Genomic DNA, 20276 nt, shown 5'->3' with positions numbered 1-20276 from the left:
AACCCGGATACGTAGCGTGTCCCGTAGGGTGGGCACCCCGTGCCCACGCGGATTCAAAACACCGATACCGCCACAGGCAACAGCCCCACCTCCGCCAGCATACCCCCCGCATTGCCAATCTTGAACGAAGCAGTTAGAGTTGCGCGGCACCTTCAACCCACCACGAAAGTCCCGTCATGCAGAACAATGTCAGCCGCCTGCTGATCGCCCTGGCCATCGCCGCGCCATCCGCCGCGATGGCCAAAGAGCCGGTCACGGCCTCGCGCCAGGCCAATGAAGCGGCCACCGCCCGCCATTACGCAAGCCTGATCGCAGGCGCCGAGCCAAAATTGGCCGAGCTGACCATGTTCTTCACGCAGATGCCCAAGGGCGGCGACCTGCACCACCATTATTCGGGCGCGATCTATGTCGAGCAATACCTCGACTTCCTCGACCGCCAGGGCCTGTGCGTGAACAAGTCGACCTACCGCGTCGAAACCGACAAGGCCGTCGTCGCCACCGAGCGCGCCAAGCCGGCCAAGGAACGCACCTGCCTCTCGAGCACCGAGGTGTACGCCGACGACTACACCTGGCGCGAACTGGTGCAGCGCTGGTCGAACAAGGACTTCGACAACCACGGCGCCCTCCAGCCGCCGCCGGACCGCCTGTTCTTCCAGACCTTCGGCTATTTCGGCCCGGTCTCGAACGCGAACTTCGCCGAAGGCCTGCAGGCGTTGAAAAAGCGGGCGATCGCCGAGAACGTCGGCTATATCGAAACCATGTTCAAGATGGCGCCGGCCGTGGCGAATGCCGAATTCGACGCGCGCGCCTGGCAGCTGGTGAATGACGACGCGGCCCTGGACGTCGAGCTGCGCCGTGCGATGGAAGGCCTGGACCGAGATCCCGCGTTTGCGAAAGCGATCGCCGATTTCGTCGCGAAGATCGACGAAGCGGCCGCCGGCATCGACGATGAAAACTTCACGATGCGCTACCAGACCTATGTGCTGCGCCTGCTGAACCCCTCGCAGGTGTTTTCCTCGATGGTCGCCGCCTTCAAGTCGGCGGCAGGCGGCGGCAAGGTCGTGGGCGTGAACATCGTCGGCCAGGAAAGCACCAATGTCTCGATGCGCGACTACACGCTGCACATGAAGATGTTCGGCTTCCTGAAAAAGGTCTATCCGGACGTCAAGGTGGCGATGCACGCCGGCGAACTGGCCATGGGCGAGGTGCCGCCGGAAGGCCTGAAGTTCCACATCGACCAGGCCCTGATGGTGGCCGGCGCCGACCGCATCGGCCACGGCATCGACCTGGCGCACGAGGCGAATGCCACGGCCATCCTGCGCAAGATGCGGCAGGACGACATCCCGGTCGAAATCAACCTGACCTCGAACGCCTTCATCAGCGGCATCAAGGGCGAGAACCATCCGGTGACCCTGTACCGCAAATATGGCGTGCCGTATGTGATCTCGACCGACGACGCCGGCGTTACGCGCCACACGCTGTCGCAGGAATACGTGCTGTTCGCCAGCCGCTACAAGCCGGACTACGCGGAAATGAAAAAGACCTCGTACAACAGCATCCGCTACGCTTTCCTGCCGGCTGCCGAGAAGACGCGCCTGACGCGCCAGCTCGATGCGCGCTTCGCCCGCTTCGAAACCGAGGTGGCGGGACTGGTCAAAACCGTTGTGCCGGCACGACGCACGGCCAGGTAATGTGCTCAATCAACAACGGCGGCGCAAGCTGCCGTTGTTGATGCTCCACAGTGTACGCACCATGCGCTGCACCATCGTGGAACAGACGAAAGTTAGTGCAATGCTAATGTTTGTGGTCAAGTCGCCACAAATCCCCGCGGCCTGTGGGGCGAATGTCGAATTTATTTATCAAAATATTTCAGCTAAGAATGCCTTCCGTATAATTCCGCCTTGTGATTTTGCTCGGTGAACACCATGCAAGGCGCGCCAAGCCCGTTTTTGGGGCGATTTATAGGCCATCACTATAAATACGCAAGCAAAAAGGAATTTGTCTGAGGCAGGAGGCTCATGCATATTTGATTAGTTGGCAAATGTGCTTGTTGTTTTTTTAAGGGCGGTAATGGGGATGACATATTTCCTCCCTACAATCCGCCCGGCTTCACCAAAGGCTGTGCCTGCGGCCGGGCAATCAGGGTTGCAGTACGTGTAAAGAAGGATGCCCTTCGGGCGTCCACATAACTATTAAGTCTATTTTGGGGTTTTAATAATGATCACTCAAAAACAGATCCGGCTCACGAAGCTGGCGCTGGCTTTGTCGATTGCACTGTCGGCCGCGCCGACTTTCGCACAGAACACTACCTCCGCCATTGGCGGCCGCGTCGCTGGCGCAGATGGCAAGCCGGTTGCGGGCGCACAGGTTCAAATTCGCCACGCCGAGTCGGGTTCTGTCAGCACGGTCACGACCGATGCCGAAGGCCGTTACGTTGCGCGCGGCCTGCGCGTCGGTGGTCCGTACACGATCACCATGACCAAGGATGGCGTCGTCGAAAAAGTCGACAACGTGTTCACCAACCTGGCTGAAACCTCCAGCGTCGATGGCACCCTGGGCAACGTCCAGGTCGTCAAAGTCACCGGCCAGGGCGTCTCGAGCAAGTTCAACACCTCGAACATGGGTTCGGGCACGAACATCGGCCGCGCCGAGCTGGTTGCCCAGGCGTCGATCGCACGCAGCCTGGCGGACTACGCACGTAACGACCCACGCCTGTCGCAGACCGACAAGGAAAACGGTGCGATCTCGGCCGGCGGCCAGAACTCGCGCTTCAACTCGATCACCATCGACGGCGTCTCGATCAGCGACACCTTCGGCCTGGAATCGAACGGCCTGCCGACCAACAAGCAGCCGATCTCGATCGATGCGATCCAGTCGGTGCAGGTCAATATCTCGAACTACGACGTGACCCAGAAGGGTTACACCGGCGCGAACATCAACGCCGTCACCAAGTCGGGCACCAACGAGTGGCATGGCAGCGTCTATCATGTGTTCCGTAACGAAAAGATGGTCGGCGACCGTTACAACGTGTCGAACGACACGTACACCGAGCCTGCGCCGTTCAAGGAAACGACGACCGGCCTGACCCTGGGCGGCCCGCTGATCCAGGACAAGCTGTTCGTCTTCGCCAGCGCCGAAAACTCGAAGAGCACCAAGGCCACGCCTGACTTCGGCCCGATCGGCAGCAGCCTGACCAATGTCGGTCTCCGCCCTGAAACCATCGCCTCGGTGCAGCGCATCGCCAAGGACAAGTACGGCATCGACATCGGCAGCACCGAGGTGCCAAACGGCGCGACGGAAGTCGAAGACCGCCTGCTGAAGATCGACTGGAACATCAACGACGACCACCGCGCAAGCTTCCGCTGGCAGAAGACCGACCAGGTCGAGCCGTTCTACCCGAACTTCAACGCCACCTCGCTGGCGCTGTCGTCCTACCTGTACACCGAAGACAAGCGTTTCGAGTCGTCGGTCGGCCAGCTGTTCAGCGACTGGACCCCGAACTTCTCGACCGAAGTGAAACTGTCGCGCCGCGACAGCGGCAAGAGCTACACCACCGGCTCGAACCTGCCGTCGATCCTGATGATCTTCCCAGGCACGCTGCCAGCCGGCGCGCCACAGGGAACGTCCACGGGTAACCGCAACCTGTACTTCGGTACCGAGCGCGCGCGCCACATGAACGAACTCAACACCACGACCTGGGACGCCTACACCGGCGCCACCTGGGTCAAGGGTGACCACGAGCTGAAGTTCGGCGCCGATTACGCGCGCAATGAGATCTATAACAGCTTCCTGCAGGACACGAAGGGCCGTTATGAGTTCAACTGCGTCAATTCGAACCCCCAGTACACCTATAACTTCGCCGCAACCGTCACCTGTACCGACCCGACCGTCGTCGAGAAGGCCGTGCTCGAGAACTTTGAGCGCGGCCGTGCAGATCGATACCAGGCGCAGGCAGCACGTCCGGGCCGCAACCTGGGCGAAGCGACTGCCAACTGGACGCTGGTCAACACTGGTCTGTTCCTGCAGGATACCTGGTCGTTCAACAAGAACCTGAAGATGACCTTCGGCGTTCGTTACGACCGTGCCTCGACCGACGACCGTCCGCTGCGCAACGCTACAGTGGCGGGCCCGAAAGTTGCCGGTACCTATAACACGGTGCCGAACCGTATCGTGCGCGAAACCGGCGGCTTCGGCCTGGACAACACCGTCACCATCGACAGCGACGACCTGATCCAGCCGCGCTTTGGTTTCAACTACCGCTTCGATACCGCACGTGCCACGCAGCTGCGCGGCGGCATCGGCCTGTTCTCGGGTTCGGCCCTGAACGTCTGGCTGGGCAATCCATTCGCCAACAACGGCATGGTCACCACCCTGGTCGGTTGCGGCTTCGTCGGCAGCGCCTGCACGCCAACGAACAGCGTGTTCAGCCCGGATCCAAACAACCAGGCGCCAATCCCTGGTTCGACGCCTGCCGCGGCGGTCGACGTGCTGATGCCTGGCATCAGCCAGCCGTCGGTGTGGAAAGCCAACCTGGCCGTCGAACATGAACTGCCGTGGTACGGCATGGTCATCGGCCTCGAGTACATGCGTACCGACGTGAACAAGGGCGTCTACTTCCAGCACCTGAACCTGGGCGCACCGACCCGCATCGGTCCGGACGGCCGCCAGATGTTCTGGACCGAAACCGGCTACACGCCAAGCTGCTTCCAGACCAACGGCAGCTTCTCGAGCAGCGGCGCCTGCGCAGGCCATCGTCCGAAGGCACTCAGCAACGCTTCGTTCGCCAATGTGATCGCAGTGGCCGAGACCGACAAGGGCGGCGGCAACACCGCGACCATCCAGCTGAGCAACAGCCGTGCGCGTGGCCTGCGCTGGTCGGCAGCCTACACCTACACGGACGCGACTGAAGTCAGCAACGCCGGTAACTCGACCTCGGGTTCGAACTACGGCGGCCGCGCGACCTTCAATCCGAACGAAGACGTGGCTGCCAACTCGGCTTACCTGGTCAAGGACCGCGTGAATGCATCGCTGAGCTGGGAAAAGGCGTTCTTCGGCACCCTGAAGACCACCTTCGGCGTGTTCTATGAAGGCCGTGCCGGCAAGCCATACAGCTGGACCTTCCGTAACGATGCCAACGGCGATGACTACCAGGGCAATGACCTGATGTACATCCCAACGGCCTTCGGTTCGGGCGAAGTCATCTTCCGTGGCGACACCGCGACCAGCAAGGTCAACGAGCAGCGCTTCTGGGACATCGTCAACGACAACAAGGACCTGAAGAACGCGGCCGGCGGCGTGACGAAGCGTAACAGCGGCTTCTCGCCATGGACCAACAGCTTCGACATGCGTATCCAGCAAGAAGTGCCTGGCCTGTTCAAGGGCAACAAAGGCGTGCTGGTGTTCGACTTCATGAACGTTGGTAACATGATCAACAAGCGCTACGGCCGTATCCGCGAAATCGGCTTCTTCAGCGGTGGCGGCGCCAACCAGCGCGACTTCGTCGAGTACGCAGGTATGCAAGACGGCAAGTATGTCTACAACGTCCGCGACGCGGTCGAAGACTACATCGTCAAGCAGAACAAGGGCGAATCGCAGTGGGCAGTCCAGGTTACCGCGCGTTACGAGTTCTAACTCGTTCTACGCGGTAGCAAGCTAGAAACGGCCGGTGGCAACACCGGCCGTTTTTTCGTTTGAAGGTTGGACGGGGAGAGGGCGTAAAGATGGCCTTCAACGGTCCTACGTGCAATAATTCGGCAGCCTCAACAGGGCGATTTTCCGACTTCCTCAGCAAAGGTTTTCCATGTCCGTTCTTTCGCGCGCCCGCGCACCTTTCGCCCTGGCGCTGGCCGTGCTGGCAGCCGGTTGCGCCACCCCGGCGTCGGGTCCGGTTACGCTCAACCTGGTTGCGATCAATGACTTTCATGGCAACCTGGAACCGAGCAAGTACACCTATACCAGCGCCGTCAGCGGCAAGACCGAGACCCTGCGCGCCGGCGGCATCGAAGCCCTGAGCGGCGCGCTGGCCGCCTGGCGCAAGGAAGACAAGGACCTGCTGTTCATCGGCGCGGGCGACCTGATCGGCGCCAGCCCGGCGCTGTCCTCGATGTGGGCCGACGAGCCGAGCATCGAAGCGATGAACCTGCTCGGCCTGCGCCTGTCGTCGGTGGGCAACCATGAATTCGACCAGGGCCGCAAGGAACTGCTGCGCCAGCAGGCCGGCGGCTGCGATTCGCCGCGCCCGGCCAAGGCCTGCAAACTGATGCCGAACTATGGCGGCGCGCGCTTTACCTATCTCGCCGCGAACGTGCTCGACAGCGCGACGGGAAAACCCTTCATGCCGGCCTACCGCGTCGAGGATGTAAAAGGCGTCAAGGTCGGCGTGGTCGGCGCCGTGCTGCAGGGCACGGCCTCGGTGGCGGTTGCCTCGGCCATTGCGGGCCTGGACTTCATCGATGAAGCCGACGCCATCAACAAGGCCCTGCCGCAGATGCGCGCCGATGGCGCCAAGGTGTTCGTCGCCCTGATCCACGAAGGCGGCAAGACCAGTGAAGCGCCGGACCAGCAGGAGTGCAAGGGCTTGACCGGCGGCGTGGTCGACATCGTGAAAAGGCTCGATCCGGCGATCCGCCTGGTCATTACCGGCCACTCGCACCAGGGCTACCTGTGCAAGGTCGACGGCCGCGTCGTGACCCAGGCCGACGCGGCCGGGCACCTGCTGTCGCGTATCGCCATGCAGGTCGATCCCGTCAGCGGTACGGTGGCCAGCATCGACGTGCGCAATATCGTCATTAACCCGGAACTGTTCCCGGCCGATCCGCAAGTGAGCGCCTACCTCGCCAATGTTAAAGAGCGCAGCCGCGCCGCGCTGGCCCGTCCGCTCGGCAAGCTCGGGGAGGCTAGCGTCGTGCGCAAGGCCAGCGAGGCGGGCGAGTCGCCGCTGGGCAACCTGATCGCCGACGCCGTGCTGGCCGCGACCCGTGCGCAAGGCGCGCAGATCGGCTTCATGAACAATGGCGGCATTCGGAAGGACCTGGAGACCTCGGATGCGGCGCTGACCACCAATTTCGGCCATGCCCAGGCCGTGCTGCCTTTCGGGAATACCCTGGTCGTGCTGGACCTGACCGGTCTTCAACTGCGCCGCCTGCTGGAGCAGCAATGGCAACGTCCGAGCGCCTCGAGCGCCACCATCCTGCAAGTCTCGCAAGGCCTCGCCTACACCTGGGACGACAAGCGTCCGCTGGGCCAGCGCATCGTGCCGGGCAGCCTGAAGTTCAATGGCGCGCCGGTCGACGACAACAAGATTTACCGCGTGGTCGCCAACAACTTCCTGGCTGAAGGCGGGGACAATTTCCCGGAGTTCGCCAAGGGCACGAACCGGGTCGACACCCAGATCGTCGACCTCGATGCGCTGAGCGACTACATCGCCAAGAATCCGGGTGCGGGCGGCAATGCAACCGCGCTGGCGCCCTCGGTGCGCATCGACAAACTGCGCGCACAACCATAACGCTGTACCGTCCTACTACGGAGAATCCATGAAAAAACTAGCCTGTGTCCTCGCGCTTGCCGGCGCCTTCACGTCGATCGACGCCCTGGCCTGGGGCGGCGACGGCCACCGCGCGGTTGGCGCCATCGCCGACAAACTGCTTAAAGGCACGAAAGCGGAAAAGCAGATCGCCGCCTTGCTGCTGCCGGGCGAGTCCCTCGAGTCGATCGCCAACTGGCCGGACTGCGTGAAGGGTACCTATTGCGGCCCGCAGTCGCCGGAAATGGTCGACTACACCACCGCCAATCCGAAGCACAGCGAATACCACTACACCGACGTGCCTTTCCAGCTCGAGCGCTACCATGACCACGGCGTCGGCACGAGCGAAGTCGACATCGTCCAGACCCTCAAGCAAGCCATCGCCGTCTTGCAGGGTAAAACCGACCCGGCCCTGAACCCGCACAAGTTCACCAAGCGCCAGGCGCTGATTTTGCTCACCCACATGACCGGCGACATCCACCAGCCGCTGCACGTGGGCGCGGCCTTTGTTTCCAAGGAGGGCAAGTTCGTGGTCCCGAAGACGCATGCGGAAGTCGACGAAGCCGCGATCTTCGATTCGCGCGGCGGCAACAACCTGCTGCTGGACGACGAAAAGCTGACCCAGCTGAGCGCGAACCTGATTCCGCCGGGCGAGCCGAAGCCGATCCGGGAAGGGGTGCCGAAGTCGCTGACCAAACCCTTCCACTCCTACTGGGACAGCACCACGGTCGACTACGCCTTCCGCCGCGTCCAGATGAAAACGCCCGGGCAGTTCGCCCAGTTCGCGATCGACAGCAAGCCGGCGATCAAGGCCAACAGCGGCGACCCGGCGACCTGGCCTTATCAGTGGGCCGACGACTCGCTGGTGGTCTCGAAGTTCGCCTACGCCGACGTGGTGCCTGGCAAGATCACGCCGCAGGTCAGTAAAAAAGGCGAGACCTATTACACCTTCTCGCTGGAAGTGCCGGCTAACTACCCGGTGCCGAGCTCGCAGATTGCCAAGGAACAGCTGATCAAGGGCGGCTACAAGCTGGCTGAAGTGCTCAAGGCCATCTACGGTTAAGGAAGGCGGGCGCACCTTTGCGCCAGATCAGACGAAGGGGGAGACCCCGTTCGAGAATGGGGCCGCAGCGGAGTGCTGGCGGCTCCATTTTTTTGTCCGGCGCGTTCGTCATTGATCCTTGCCGTCAAGACTGTCCCGCTGCGGCGGCAGGGGGGGAGAGGATTGTGACTATCAATACTGTCATGTATTCCTGGAAGCGCTCGCTGCCTGGGAGGGAAAGCCTCAGTGCGCGTCACTATCCTGAGTTCGTCGCCTATCTCGAGGGCTTGCGCGCCGACGGCCTGATCGAGTCCTTCGAGCAGGTACTGTTGTGGCCGAACGGCAGCCAGGTGCATGGCCTGTTCCTGCTGCGCGGCGAGGATGCCAAGCTGGCGCAGGTGCTCGACAGCCCGGCCTGGAGCGCGCATATTTTGCGCAGCATGATGCATCTGGAAGAACCGGTGCTGGCGTATGGCTTCAGCGGCGACATGGCGGCCGAGCGGCTGCGCGACTGGGCCGGCCATATTCCATCCTGATGTGCGGCTGAGTAGCCCGGCCACGGCTAGAATGGCGGTTCCGGCGCGCCGCGCCGATTTTTCCGGATACCGCATGAAACGCCATCTCCTTGCCAGCCTGGCCTGCCTGGCCGCGACCACTGCCCACGCCCAAACTTCGGGTGCGCCTGCACAGCCGCTGTGGGAGCTGGGCGTGGCCGGCGGCGCCGTCAGCACGCCCTCGTATCCGGGCGCCGAGGACCGCGAGACGCGCGGCCTGGCCCTGCCTTTATTTATCTATCGCGGCAAGGTATTTCGCGCCGACCAGAGCGGCATCGGCGCGCGCGTATTCCGTACCGATGCCGCCGAGCTCGACGTCGGCCTGGCCGCCTCGCTGCCCGCCCGTTCGGACGACGTCGCCGCCCGCGCCGGCATGCCGGACCTGGGAGGACTGGCCGAGTTCGGTCCCCGCCTGAAGCTGCGCCTGGCGCGCTTCGATGCGCAGAGCAGCCTGCGCGCGGACTTGCCCCTGCGCGCGGTGATCGAAGTGCGCAGCGGCCTGCGCCACCAGGGCTATACCTTCGAACCGCGCCTGGTCTACGAGCGCCGCAGCGCCGACGGTAAATGGCTGTTCGACACCCACGTCGCGGCAGTCGTCGGCGACGGCAAGATCAACCGCTATTTCTATGAAGTGCGGCCGGAGTTTGCCACCGCCACGCGGCCGGCCTATGGCGCCGACGCCGGCCTGATCCTGGTGCGCGCCGGCGTGTTCGCGGCACGCGTCGTGAACCCGGACTTGCGCGTCTACGGCTTCTTGCGGGCGGAGAATTATGGCGTCGGCAGCAACAAAGACAGTCCGCTGCACCTGCGTAACAACGGCCTGTCGGTCGGTTTCGGCTTGTCCTGGACCATCAAGCGCTCGGCCGCCCTGACCAGCAACTGAGACGCACTGAGGCGCCAAGTAGACCCTTCTCGCTAGACCTTGTTCCTTCGCAAGCCGCCAGGCCTGCTGCACGGAAGAATGGGCTGTTTTCACTTCCTTTTAGGAAACGAACATGCGCATTCGAACCCTGTATCTTTGCTATTGCCTGGCGGTGGCCGGCGTGCTGTGCGCACTGCCGGCCGTCGCCGCGCCCGACCCTTACCTCGACCATAACGGACGCCTGCCTGCGCCCGCCGACTACGCCGGGCCGCTGTTCAAGCTCAGCCACGACTACCCGTCCGGATTGCCGGTGCCGCACATGCCCTGGCGTACCGCGATCGGCAACCTGCCGATCAGCAGCGCGAATGCGCCCGCCTATACCCAGGCGCTGAAGGACCACGTCGCGCGCGACATGGTGGCGCTGCTGGCCGGCGACGGCGAGTGGGACGCCGGCCGGCGCGGCTGGTACAACGATCCCTGGCTGGGATCGCAGCGCGAGCCGATCAGGGGCATGCTGGTCGGGGTCGAACGCATCGAGGACAGCCTGTTCCCGAAGAGCGGCCTGAGTAAACCGTTCACCACCTACGTGCTCACCTATTACAACCGCACCGCTGCGCAGACCATCGGCGCCATCTGGCGTGACCCGCACGCGCCCCAGCTGGGCGGCAAGGCCACCCAGTACGCCGAAGGATCGATCACGGTGAAGCTGGCGTTTGCCACCGCCGGCCCCGCCGAATGGCCGGCGATGCGCGGGGCGCTGGCCTGGCCGATGATGATGACGGCGAACGCCACCACCGGCGAATTCGACCGGGCGACGCTGGGCAAGGGCTACCTGATGCAGGTCGATATCGTGGTGAAGGACACGCAATCGGCGCCGCAGACCGGCTGGGTCTTCACGACCCTGGTCTACGACCGCGCGACGCGTCCGGGCAGCCGCGGCGTGTGGGACCAGATGGTGCCGCTGGGCGCGCAATGGGGCAACGACCCGCGCGTCGACAGCGCCGCCAATCCGGGTGCGCCCCTGTTCGAAACCTGGATCAATCCGAACGCGCCGCTGTACGCCACCGAAACCCTGGGTTGGGGCGGGCGCCTGTCCGGCCCGAACGACCATGGCGTGAACGACATCTCGTTCGTGGCGGGAGGGCGGCGCAGCCTGCTGCGGCGCGCCGCCAATTCGTCCTGCCTGAGCTGCCATGGGGCCTCGCAGTGGAATGCCGCCAATCCGGCGAAAGGCATGAGTTCCTTCCTGCTGCCGCTGATGCCGCCCGAGCGTGAGGGCGCCCCGAACGCCGGCGCGCCCTACCTGAATTCGCCGGCGCCCGGGTCCGCCGCCTGGCTGCGCTGGTTCCAGAACCGGCTTGGGGACGAGCCGATGGACACCGGCAGCGTCGCCGGCGACTACGACCTGGCGCTGACCTTTCGCGTGCTGCCGGCCTGGCATGCGGCCAGGAGCGGCAAGCAGCACGTGCTGCAAAAGCTCGATGCCGGCGGCACGGCGCTGAAGCAGGCCACGTCGACGCCCTGAGCCAGGAGTTTATGAAAGAGGCGTCAACCCGTCAACCTATTGAAGGACAAGTCACGTACGCTGGCAAGGACGGCGCCGACCTGCAGGACGCCACCTGGGCTCCTGCGGCAGGCTTGACGTCCAGCCTCGAACCGCGTGTGGCGCGCCAAGAACTGCCGTTCCTCGTGACGATTCCGGTCCCCATCTGCTTGCGCTGCTGTTGAGCGTGACCGGCATCGTTGCGGGCCGTTCCGGAACCGTGGCGTGATCGACTTGCACGATGCTGCTTGTGTTCCATGTCGCTCGGCATATCCCATTCATATTGGCGCTTCCGCCTTCCGGCGAAACGGCCGGCGCGTGTGACGTACCACGTCAAAAACGTAACTAACCAGTACGAAAGTCAAACCGAGTCAGATAATCAAGCGCTGACAACTTCGGAAGAAATAACAATCATCTACCCAGGCTTCCAGGGAGGGGGCACTGTCGGCGATGCGGCCGCCGGAGCACGCACCAGCAGCAGGTCATGTCTTCCCAGCCTGTCCACGAGCGCGCCGAACTGCCGTCCCTCCCGGTTCAGCGTCTCCATCAGCCAGCGTACTCCGGACTCCGGGGCCGCGTTCGCCCGAAAGTGGCGGGTCTGGGTGGCCGTCATGGCAAAGCGCGTCAGTCGGCCCTCGTCCAGTGTAGGGAAATACATGAGCGCCAGGTCGCCCCGGAATCGTTCGTGACCGCGGATGCCTTCATAGTCATTCAGGAAGTCGCCGCAGCCATAGAGGATGGGCTTGTCGCGGTAGATTTCGATCCCTTTCACGTGGTGCGACGAGTGGCCATGGACCAGGTCCACCGCGGCCGTGTCGATCAGGCCGTGGGCGAAATCGCGTTGCCGCCGCGAGATGCCGAAGCCCCAGTTCCCGCCCCAGTGAATCGATGCCAGCACCAGGTCGCCGGCCTGCTTTGCGGCGCGTGTCTGTTGCGCAATGGACTCGAGGCTGCGCGCGCTGAGGTCGGGCAGGATGTTCACGCCAGCGCGGGACGGACCCGCACGCCAGTCCGCGGGCACGCCGCTGTCTTCCATGGCCCACGCGAACACCCATACCCGGCCCTTGCCCGGCACATCGAGCAAGGCCGGAGCCGCGGCACCGGCCGCATCGAGCCCTGCGCCGGCCGTCGCGATGCCGGCGCTGCGCAGGCTGTCGAGCGTTTCCTTCAGACCTTGCGTGCCCCAGTCCAGCACATGGTTGTTGGCCAGTACGCAGCAGTCGATGCCGGCGGCGGCGAGGCAGGGCAGGTTAGCGGGGTGCATGCGGTAATGGATGCCTTTGCCGGGCCAGGCATCCTCGCTGGCGGTGACCGCGGTCTCGAGGTTGACGATGCGCAGGTCCGGCCCGGCACGGCGCAGGGCATCGAGGGCATCGCCCCAGATGTAGGCAAAGTCGACCGGCCGGCCGATCGGGCCGTTTGTCTCCTCGGCAAGCTGCACATAGCCGACTGCCGAGCGCACCCCGGGTTCGAGCAGGCGCGGCTTTCCGGGGTGCGGCAGGATCTGGTCGATGCCGCGCCCGGTCATGAGGTCGCCACACAAGAACAGGGTGATGCGGCCAGAGCGTGCTTGCGTTGGCATGACGATGCTCCTTCATGGATACGCCGGCCCTGGATCGGCCGCATTGGAAGTGTGACACGAGACGTCGGCGAATGCGACGCATTGCCGGCCACGCCCGCCATGCGGCGAGGCTGTCAGGTCTGGACGGAAGGGCGATACCGGGCGGTGACCGGGCAGTATGACGCTCAACGTCTTGCGCCACAGCCGGGTGCCGGTGCTGGTCCACAAGCCTGCTCCGCGGCCAGGCGCGCCCGGCGCCGGGCCGTGACGACGACGGCCGCAGCGGCCCTGCGATTTCGCGCTGCATCCGGCCCTGCGCGCTTGCGAACCCGGAGACTCAGGGAAGAAGTCCGGCTTCGCCGGCCGCCGGCTGTGCGCTCGCCGTACGGTACATCGAACAGCCCTTGAGGCCCTGGCGCCATGCATCGTCGAACACTGCGCCGCAGTCCTCGACGGACAGCCCGGCGGGAATGCGCACGGTGTTCGAGATGGCCTGGTCGACCCAGGGCTGGAGGGCAGCCATCATATCGAGCTGGGCGGCGACGCCGGCCTCGCTGGCGCGCGCCAGCGCCGGTGGAGGCGGCGTCTGCGCGCCGCAGCGCTCGCGGAAGACGGTCCACGCGTAATCCTGCACGGCGACGCTCGGCTGGCCGGGGAGGGAGCGCTCGCCGTGCAGCATGCGCATGGGCTCGATGCCGCATGAGGTGTTATTGGCCAGCAGGCTGATCGACCCGGCGGGCGCGATCGCCGTCAGGTGGCTGTTGCGCAACCCATGGCGGCGGATCTCCTTGTGCAGCTCGTCGGGCAGGCACCGTACGAAGGGCGCCTGCAGGTAGCGCTCCAGGTCGAATGCGGGAAAGTGTCCTCGTTCGGCCGCGAGCTGGATCGAGCTGCGGTAGGCGGCCAGGCAAACGCGGCGCATCGTCTCGGCCGCGATCGTGCGCGCCTGCTCCGACCCATAGTCCATACCCAGCATGGCGAGTGCATCGGCTAGTCCCGTGATGCCCAGGCCCAGCCGGCGTGAGGCCAGGGCGGCGTGCTTCTGCGCCTGCAGCGGGAAGGGAGTGAGCTCGTAGACGTTGTCGAGCATGCGCGCAGCCACGGCCGCAGTGGCGTCGAGCGCCTGCAAATCGAGCCGGGCGTGGGCACCGAAAGGATCGCTGACATGGGCGGCGAGGTTGATCGAACCCAGGCTGCAGGCGCCGTGCGGCGGCAGCGGCACGCCGCCGCACGGATCGGCGGCGGCAATTCGTTCGTCGTAGTACAGGTTGTCCTGGCGCTCGATGCGGTCGATGAACAGTACGCCGGGATGGCCGGTGTCGAAGGCCGCGGCCTTGATCCGGTTCCAGAGTGCGCGGGCGTCGACGGTGCGCTGCACGACGCAGGTGGTCGCGCCGGCGCCGCCGGGGAGGTCGCGCTCGCAGAGCGCCGTGCCTGGGGGCAGCGCGCCCGGCGCGGACGGGAATACGAGCGGCCACGGCGCGCCGCGTTCGGCCGCATCGAGGAAGGCGTCGGTGATCAGTACCGCCAGCGTGAAATGGCCCAGGCCGTTGCCAGGCCGGCGCGCGTCGATGAAGCGTTCGATGTCGGGATGGTCGCAGCGCAGCAGGGCCATCATTGCCCCTGGGCGCTCGCGCGTCGAACCCATCACCGCGCAGGCATGGTCCCAAATGCCCATGAAGGGAAGCGGGCCGGAGGCCACGGCTGTGCTGCCCGCTACTGGCGTGCCATGCGGGCGCAGCGGAGAGAAGTCGCAGCCGACGCCGCCGCCGGACTGTAGCGTGAGCATGGCTTCGGTGAGTGCGCCGAAGATGCCGCCGACCGAGTCGTGCAGGGTGCCGCACGCGAAACAGTTGAGCAGGGTCTGGGGGCGGGCGCTGCCCGCATTGGCCAGGATCCGTCCTGCCGGGAGGAAGCGAAAACCGTGCAGGATATCGAGGAAGCGGCTGCGCCAGCCGTCGCGGTCGTGGGTTTCCGCCGCCGCCAGGGCCAGGGCGACGCGTTCCCAGCCAGCTTCGATGGTGGGCTCGACCGCGTGACCGTCTTGTGCCAGCCGGTATCGCTGTTCCCACAGCATGCGGCTGATCGGCTCGCGCAGGATGGTGTCGTCGTTCATGGCGGCAGGGGTGTCACGTCGACACGCAGCAGGTGCTCTCCCTTGGCGTACGCATACTGGGCCTGGGCATGAAAGCTCTGTTCGATGCCCACGCCGAGCGCACGAGCGAGGTGCGGGTCGGTGGTCGTGATGCGCAACATACCGCCAGGCTTGCCGGTCTCGTCGACGGAATCGATCGCCATGATCCGTTGCAGCGGATGTTCGCGATTCTCGCGCGCTTCCAGGTTGCGGGCGTGCGCGACGATGGCGGCGCCGTCCCGTCCGGCGAGCGCGGCATCGATGGTGACGTAGCCCGCCGGCTGCCGGTCGCGGATCCGCAGGCAGGCAGGACAAGTCTCTGTGGCGGCGCCGGGCGGCACCTGCGCCCACTGCCAGCGCCCATCGGCATACAGGGCGCCGCATTCCCCGCAGACGGTGGGCGAGGCCAGTTTGAGGCGCGCCTGGTAGGGGTCGTGGATCGGGTCGTCGAGGATCTCGAGATGCTGGCCCGGCCGAAAGCCGGATGATGGCTGGTTCATGACCAAGCTCCTTCGTAAAGACAGTTCTGGCATCGTGCGCTCACAGCCGCCATGGCGCCTTTGCGTTATCTCAAAGCGTCACGCATGCTTTTCTGGATTTGCCCTGCACATGAAAGTGCTGGCCGCCGTCTTCCTGGTCTGACCCGGGAAGCTCGGGTTGTATAAATTGCGGACTTCTCCTTGCGAACGGGGATGCAAGCGGAGTCAGCGATCGAGGTCGCGCCGGGCTTGCCAACCTTGTCCGAAAGCCTGGATGAACGCGCTTAACTGGTCGCGCGCAAGATGATTGATGCCTCCGGCTGCGGGACGGCCTCCGCCCCCTGGAAACAGGCGGCAGAGACGGTCCGCGCCGCGCATGGTTGCCAGCGGCGCGCGGACGCTGACGGTGTAGTCGCCGTGGGCATCCGGCGTGAGGATGGCATGCGCGCGGTGCGGGTGGCGCGTGGCAAGCGCGTTGCCGTAGGCGCCGCGCACGCGCCGGCTCCACGCCGTGTCGGGGAGGATGACGATCTCCCCATCCGGGCAGGACGCGTAGGGGCGAACGTGCAGTGCCAGTTCCAGGTCCTGCCTGCGCGCCTTGCGCAAGAGCTGGAACACCGGTTCCGTGTCGATGAAGGTGAACGGATCGGCGTGGCGATGCAGGATGGCATACAGAGCGGCGGGGTGTATCATCAGGTCGGCCTCGCGCTCGCCATAGGCATTGTAGTTCAGGCACTCACCGAGTTCCTGCAGGCGCCCGATCTGCTTCGTTTGCAGCGCCAACGGCTGCGCCAGTTCCACTGCCGCCTGGGCCAGGTTGTCCCCGAAGGCGGCGACGACCGCTCAGACCCGGTATCGGCCGCCCAGCCAGCAGTCGACGATGCTGCCGGTGCAAGCGTCCGGCGCGGTATCGATGAGTGCCTGCAATCCCGGGTGAACCGGTATGCTGTTGCAGACGTGATGATCGGCATACTGCACCGACACCCCGCGTTCCAGCAACGACAGCAGTGCCTTGCGATTGGCGTCGATCGATACATCGAGCACCGTCACCGAGTCTCCCGCCTGCGCATCGACGCACCCGAGCAGGGCAATATCGCGCTTGACCCCGGTGACCAGGGTCGCGGCGCAAGGTGCGGCGAGCCGTAGCTGGTGCAGCGCGCACAGGCCATCGGCGTCGCCGTTGAACACGTCGAAGTGGGCCATGGGACGGTGTGCGCCTTGCAGGCCGTCATTGCGTCGGTAGCGAATGCAGGATGTCCTTGAAGCTGTTCCAGTCGGTGGCGCCCCATACTTCCGAGTGCGCGCGGCCGAAGCTGCGGATGATCGCAGACACCTTCAGCGCCGCATGCATGTCCGGCGCCGTAAATATGTCGAGATAGTCATACGGCCCCATCAGCGCATAGTTGTGCAGCCATTTGACGTCGGGGCACGCTTGCTCGATGCGCCGGACAGCCTGTTTCTCGACATCTTCCATGGACGCGGGAGATTTCAGGGCTTCTGGCGACAGGCGGGTCAGGAGTATGAAGGTTTGCACGGCGTTTCTCCTTCAGACAGGTGTGGTTCGATCAAGTCACGTTAGCCATGCAAGATGCGGAAGGTTTGCGTGTGCTCAAACGCGTTTTTGAACGCCAGTCTTTCTTTCGTCTCCGTGAATCGCATCAGGCGGGAGAAGCGAACTCGCCGCAGAGCGTCGCCATCGCCGTGCGCGCCGTCAGGCTGAGGCTAACGGCAGCACGCCAGCCAGGGCCGGACGGTGCCAGCACCGGACCGACTTCGAACGCGATGGGAACGTGGTGTGGCCACCATGTTCCGTCACGCAAGGCAGCCCGTGTGCCCCGCAGGCCAGCCACCACAAGCGGCGCCGCAGCCAGGGCCGCGGCCATGAATGCGCCCGCATGAAAGGGCTTCAGGCCCGCCTCGCGGCTGAAGCTTCCTTCTGGGAAGACGACGAGGTTCTCGCCGCGCCGCAGCGCCGCGGCCATGCATTCCACGTCTTGCGCTCCACGCCTGGCATCGATGCGCTCGACAAACACGGCGCCGAGCCCGCTCAAGAGCTTGCGCATCGCCGGCTGATCCGCGAACTCGCGCTTCGCGGCATAGGTGTACCCCGGCACCGCCGGCAACAGTGCGGTCAGCGCGATGGCATCGAGGTAGCTGGCGTGATTGACCAGGAGCACGTGCGGCGCGCACGGCAGGCGATCGGTCCCCATAACCGACAGCGGCGTGCCTGTCAGGCGGAACAACAGGCGCGCGCCGAAGCGGGCGATGCGCCGGCCCAGCGCCGGCCGCTGGAGCAGGATCACCGCCGCACCGCAAGGCAGCGCCAGCGCGGCCAGGACGGCCCACGCATAGGCGCCGTAGGCCCATGCCGCCAGGCGCCGCGCGCCGACCCGGGCCCGGGCGGCGGCCACGCGCGCGCCGAAGCGTGGGGCCTGCAGCCACGGCATGGCGGCGGGCCGCTCTGCCGCGCCGCGCTCATACGCCTCCCGGCTGGCGAGCCGGCGGATCTTGCCGCTGGACGTCTTGAGCACCGCATGCGGCGGCGCCAGGACGATGTCGTCCGCAGGCATGCCGATCACGTCGATCGCGGCCTGGTTGATCGCGCGCCGCAAGCTCGTGCGCGCGGCGGGGTCGCGCTCCCGGGTCTCGGCCATGGCCACCAGGCGCTCGCTGCCGGTAGCGGGGTCGGGGCTGGCGAACACGGCCACGCATCCCTTGCGGATGCCCGGCAGCTTGCCGATGGCTTCCTCCAGGTCGTAGGGATACAGGTTGCGTCCGCCGCGCTTGATCAGGTCCTTCACGCGGCCCGTGATGTAGACCTCGCCCTGCGCCATGTAGGCATGGTCGCCCGAATCGAGCCAGCCGCCGCGCACCAGGGCGCGCGTTGCTTCGGGATGGCGGTAGTAGCCCGCGGTCGCGGAAGGCCCGCGAAACTCCAGGAGCCCGATCCGGCGTTCCGGCAGTTCGGCGCCGGCCGCGTCGACGACCCGGATGTCGTGCCCGGGCAGGGCGCGGCCGCAACTGGCAATGGCAAGGGTGGCGACGTCGTCGCCGGCCTCGGGCTCGGCCATGCCCAGGCGTGTGAAGGGCTCACGCCGGATGAGGTCGATGCGCGGCCCACGCTCGAGTGGCGGAAACGCCAGCCCGACCGACGATTCGGCCAGGCCGTACACGGGTGTGATCGCCTGCCGGCGCAGCCCGCAAGGCGCAAAGCGCGCGGCGAATGCGTCCAGGGTCGCCGGACTGACCGGCTCCGCGCCGTTCAGGGCGAGGCGCCAGCTGGACAGGTCCAGCCCGGCCAGCGCGTCGTCGCCGACATGCCGTACGCACAGCTCGTAGGCGAAGTTCGGCGCGGCGGACAGGGTGCCGTGGTGGTGGGTAATGGTTTGCAGCCACAGTGCCGGCCTTGCGAGAAAGGAAAGCGGCGACATGAGCACCAGCGGGATGCCATGGTACAGCGAGCCGAACCAGGCGCCGATCAGGCCCATGTCGTGGTAAAGCGGTAGCCAGGAGACGAAAATGTCGCGCGGCGTCACCTGCGCCGCCTGCCCCAGCGCGCGGATATTCGCCAGGAGGTTGGCGTGGGTCAGCATGACGCCCTTGGGATCGCCCGTGCTGCCCGAGGTGTACTGGAGGAAGGCGATGTCGCTGCCTTGCGGGCGATAGCGCGATGGCGCCGGCGCTGCGTGCAGGTCGGCCGGCGTCAGGATCGCCGCCAGGCTCGGCACCGCGGCCTGCAGCATGAGGGCGGCCGGCCGGGCCTGGTCCACGGTGACGATCAGCGCCGCCTCGGCGTTGGACAGGATGCGCGCATGCCGCCGCAAATGCTCTTCGATCCGGGCCATCCGCGCCGGCGGATAGATCGGCACCGGAATGCCGCCGGCGATCATCACCCCGAAAAAGCATGCGAGATAGTCGCGTTCGGTAGGGAGCATCAGGGCCACGGTTTGCCTGGGCTGGAGTCCTCGCGCGGCAAGGCCCGCTGCGACGCCGGCCGCTGCATCGAGGAGCTCGCGGTAGCGCAGCGGATGCTCCTGGTGCCGCTCGTCATGCAGCAGGATGTGGACCTGGTCCGGTTGGCGCGCCGCGTGCCATTCGAGCACATCGACCAGGGTCCGTGCGGTATCGGGCAGGCCCACGGCGTGCGGGCCGGGCAATGCCGCCAGGGTTTGCGCCGCCTGCGCCTGGGGCGAGGTTCCCAGGTAATGCAGCAGCGCCAGCGGCGTGTCGGCCTCGGACAGTGCTGCGGCCGGGAGTTCCGAACCGAAGGCCTTGCCCACCCGCTGCATCAATTCCACGCGCGCCAGGCTGTCGAGCCCCAGGTCGCGCTCGAACGAGGTGCGCAGGGTGACGGTGCACGGGTGGCCGGGATGCGTCTCCTCCGCGAGCTGGCCTACGATGGTCAGCAATTGCTCGTGCGCAGGCCTTGCGGCGAGAAGGGGGGTGTCGCTCACGTCAATGCGACATGTCGGAGCAGGGCAAAGTTCCGCCCCGCGCGCTTGCGGCTGGGCCGCGCATCCTATTGACACGACCGGCCGGCGCGCCGCACAATGATCCCGAGTTTGCGAGTACGGAGGAA

14 protein-coding genes are annotated in these 20276 nt (G+C 65.5%); 7 read left to right on the top strand and 7 right to left on the bottom strand.

Translation table 11 applies throughout. The annotated features are described in order from the left end of the window. Positions 1–176 precede the first annotated feature (176 nt). The 7 genes from NMB41_RS19510 to NMB41_RS19480 all read left to right on the top strand — a co-directional run bounded on the left by NMB41_RS19510 (position 177) and on the right by NMB41_RS19480 (position 11505). Positions 177–1691, top strand: coding sequence for an adenosine deaminase (locus NMB41_RS19510; protein WP_494379459.1), 1515 nt, complete (start codon positions 177–179; stop codon positions 1689–1691). Between the two features lie 526 nt (positions 1692–2217). Beyond that, positions 2218–5631: a TonB-dependent receptor gene (locus tag NMB41_RS19505; RefSeq protein WP_494379458.1), complete on the top strand. Its 3414-nt coding sequence runs from the start codon at positions 2218–2220 to the stop codon at positions 5629–5631. Positions 5632–5800: 169 nt separating this feature from the next. After that, positions 5801–7504 carry a bifunctional metallophosphatase/5'-nucleotidase gene (locus NMB41_RS19500; protein WP_494379457.1) on the top strand — a complete coding sequence of 568 codons (1704 nt, stop codon included), beginning with the start codon at positions 5801–5803 and terminating at the stop codon, positions 7502–7504. 28 nt (positions 7505–7532) lie between these two features. Then, complete coding sequence (locus tag NMB41_RS19495; RefSeq protein ID WP_494379456.1) at positions 7533–8585, top strand: S1/P1 nuclease; 1053 nt, start codon at positions 7533–7535, stop codon at positions 8583–8585. A gap of 164 nt (positions 8586–8749) precedes the next feature. Beyond that, positions 8750–9100 carry a hypothetical protein gene (locus NMB41_RS19490; RefSeq protein WP_494379455.1) on the top strand — a complete coding sequence of 117 codons (351 nt, stop codon included), beginning with the start codon at positions 8750–8752 and terminating at the stop codon, positions 9098–9100. 73 nt (positions 9101–9173) lie between these two features. Further along, complete coding sequence (locus tag NMB41_RS19485) at positions 9174–10001, top strand: MipA/OmpV family protein (protein ID WP_494379454.1); 828 nt, start codon at positions 9174–9176, stop codon at positions 9999–10001. A gap of 112 nt (positions 10002–10113) precedes the next feature. Continuing rightward, complete coding sequence (locus NMB41_RS19480; RefSeq protein WP_494379453.1) at positions 10114–11505, top strand: hypothetical protein; 1392 nt, start codon at positions 10114–10116, stop codon at positions 11503–11505. A gap of 433 nt (positions 11506–11938) precedes the next feature. On the opposite strand, the gene NMB41_RS19475 is transcribed toward NMB41_RS19480, so the two are convergent. The 7 genes from NMB41_RS19475 to NMB41_RS19445 form a co-directional block, all read right to left on the bottom strand. Next, positions 11939–13105: a CapA family protein gene (locus NMB41_RS19475; protein ID WP_494379452.1), complete on the bottom strand. Its 1167-nt coding sequence runs from the start codon at positions 13103–13105 to the stop codon at positions 11939–11941. Positions 13106–13421: 316 nt separating this feature from the next. Further along, positions 13422–15200 (bottom strand): adenosylcobalamin-dependent ribonucleoside-diphosphate reductase, encoded by a 1779-nt coding sequence (locus tag NMB41_RS19470; RefSeq protein ID WP_494379451.1) that lies wholly within the window; start codon positions 15198–15200, stop codon positions 13422–13424. After that, complete coding sequence (locus tag NMB41_RS19465; RefSeq protein ID WP_494379450.1) at positions 15197–15718, bottom strand: BCAM0308 family protein; 522 nt, start codon at positions 15716–15718, stop codon at positions 15197–15199. The genes NMB41_RS19470 and NMB41_RS19465 overlap by 4 nt, the downstream gene beginning before the upstream one ends. 204 nt (positions 15719–15922) lie before the next feature. Next, the gene (locus NMB41_RS19460; RefSeq protein ID WP_494379449.1) at positions 15923–16498 is read right to left on the bottom strand and encodes a hypothetical protein; all 576 of its coding nucleotides are present in this window, start codon (positions 16496–16498) and stop codon (positions 15923–15925) included. A gap of 42 nt (positions 16499–16540) precedes the next feature. Beyond that, positions 16541–16900 (bottom strand): hypothetical protein, encoded by a 360-nt coding sequence (locus NMB41_RS19455; protein WP_494379448.1) that lies wholly within the window; start codon positions 16898–16900, stop codon positions 16541–16543. A gap of 25 nt (positions 16901–16925) precedes the next feature. After that, complete coding sequence (locus NMB41_RS19450; RefSeq protein WP_494379447.1) at positions 16926–17231, bottom strand: GYD domain-containing protein; 306 nt, start codon at positions 17229–17231, stop codon at positions 16926–16928. 124 nt (positions 17232–17355) lie between these two features. Further along, positions 17356–20151, bottom strand: coding sequence for an AMP-binding protein (locus NMB41_RS19445; protein ID WP_494379446.1), 2796 nt, complete (start codon positions 20149–20151; stop codon positions 17356–17358). Positions 20152–20276 lie beyond the last annotated feature (125 nt).

This window comes from Massilia sp. FBCC-B171 (assembly GCF_059134155.1).
Note: the sequence above shows the minus strand (reverse complement) of the source record. Positions and strands in the feature narration are given on the sequence as shown.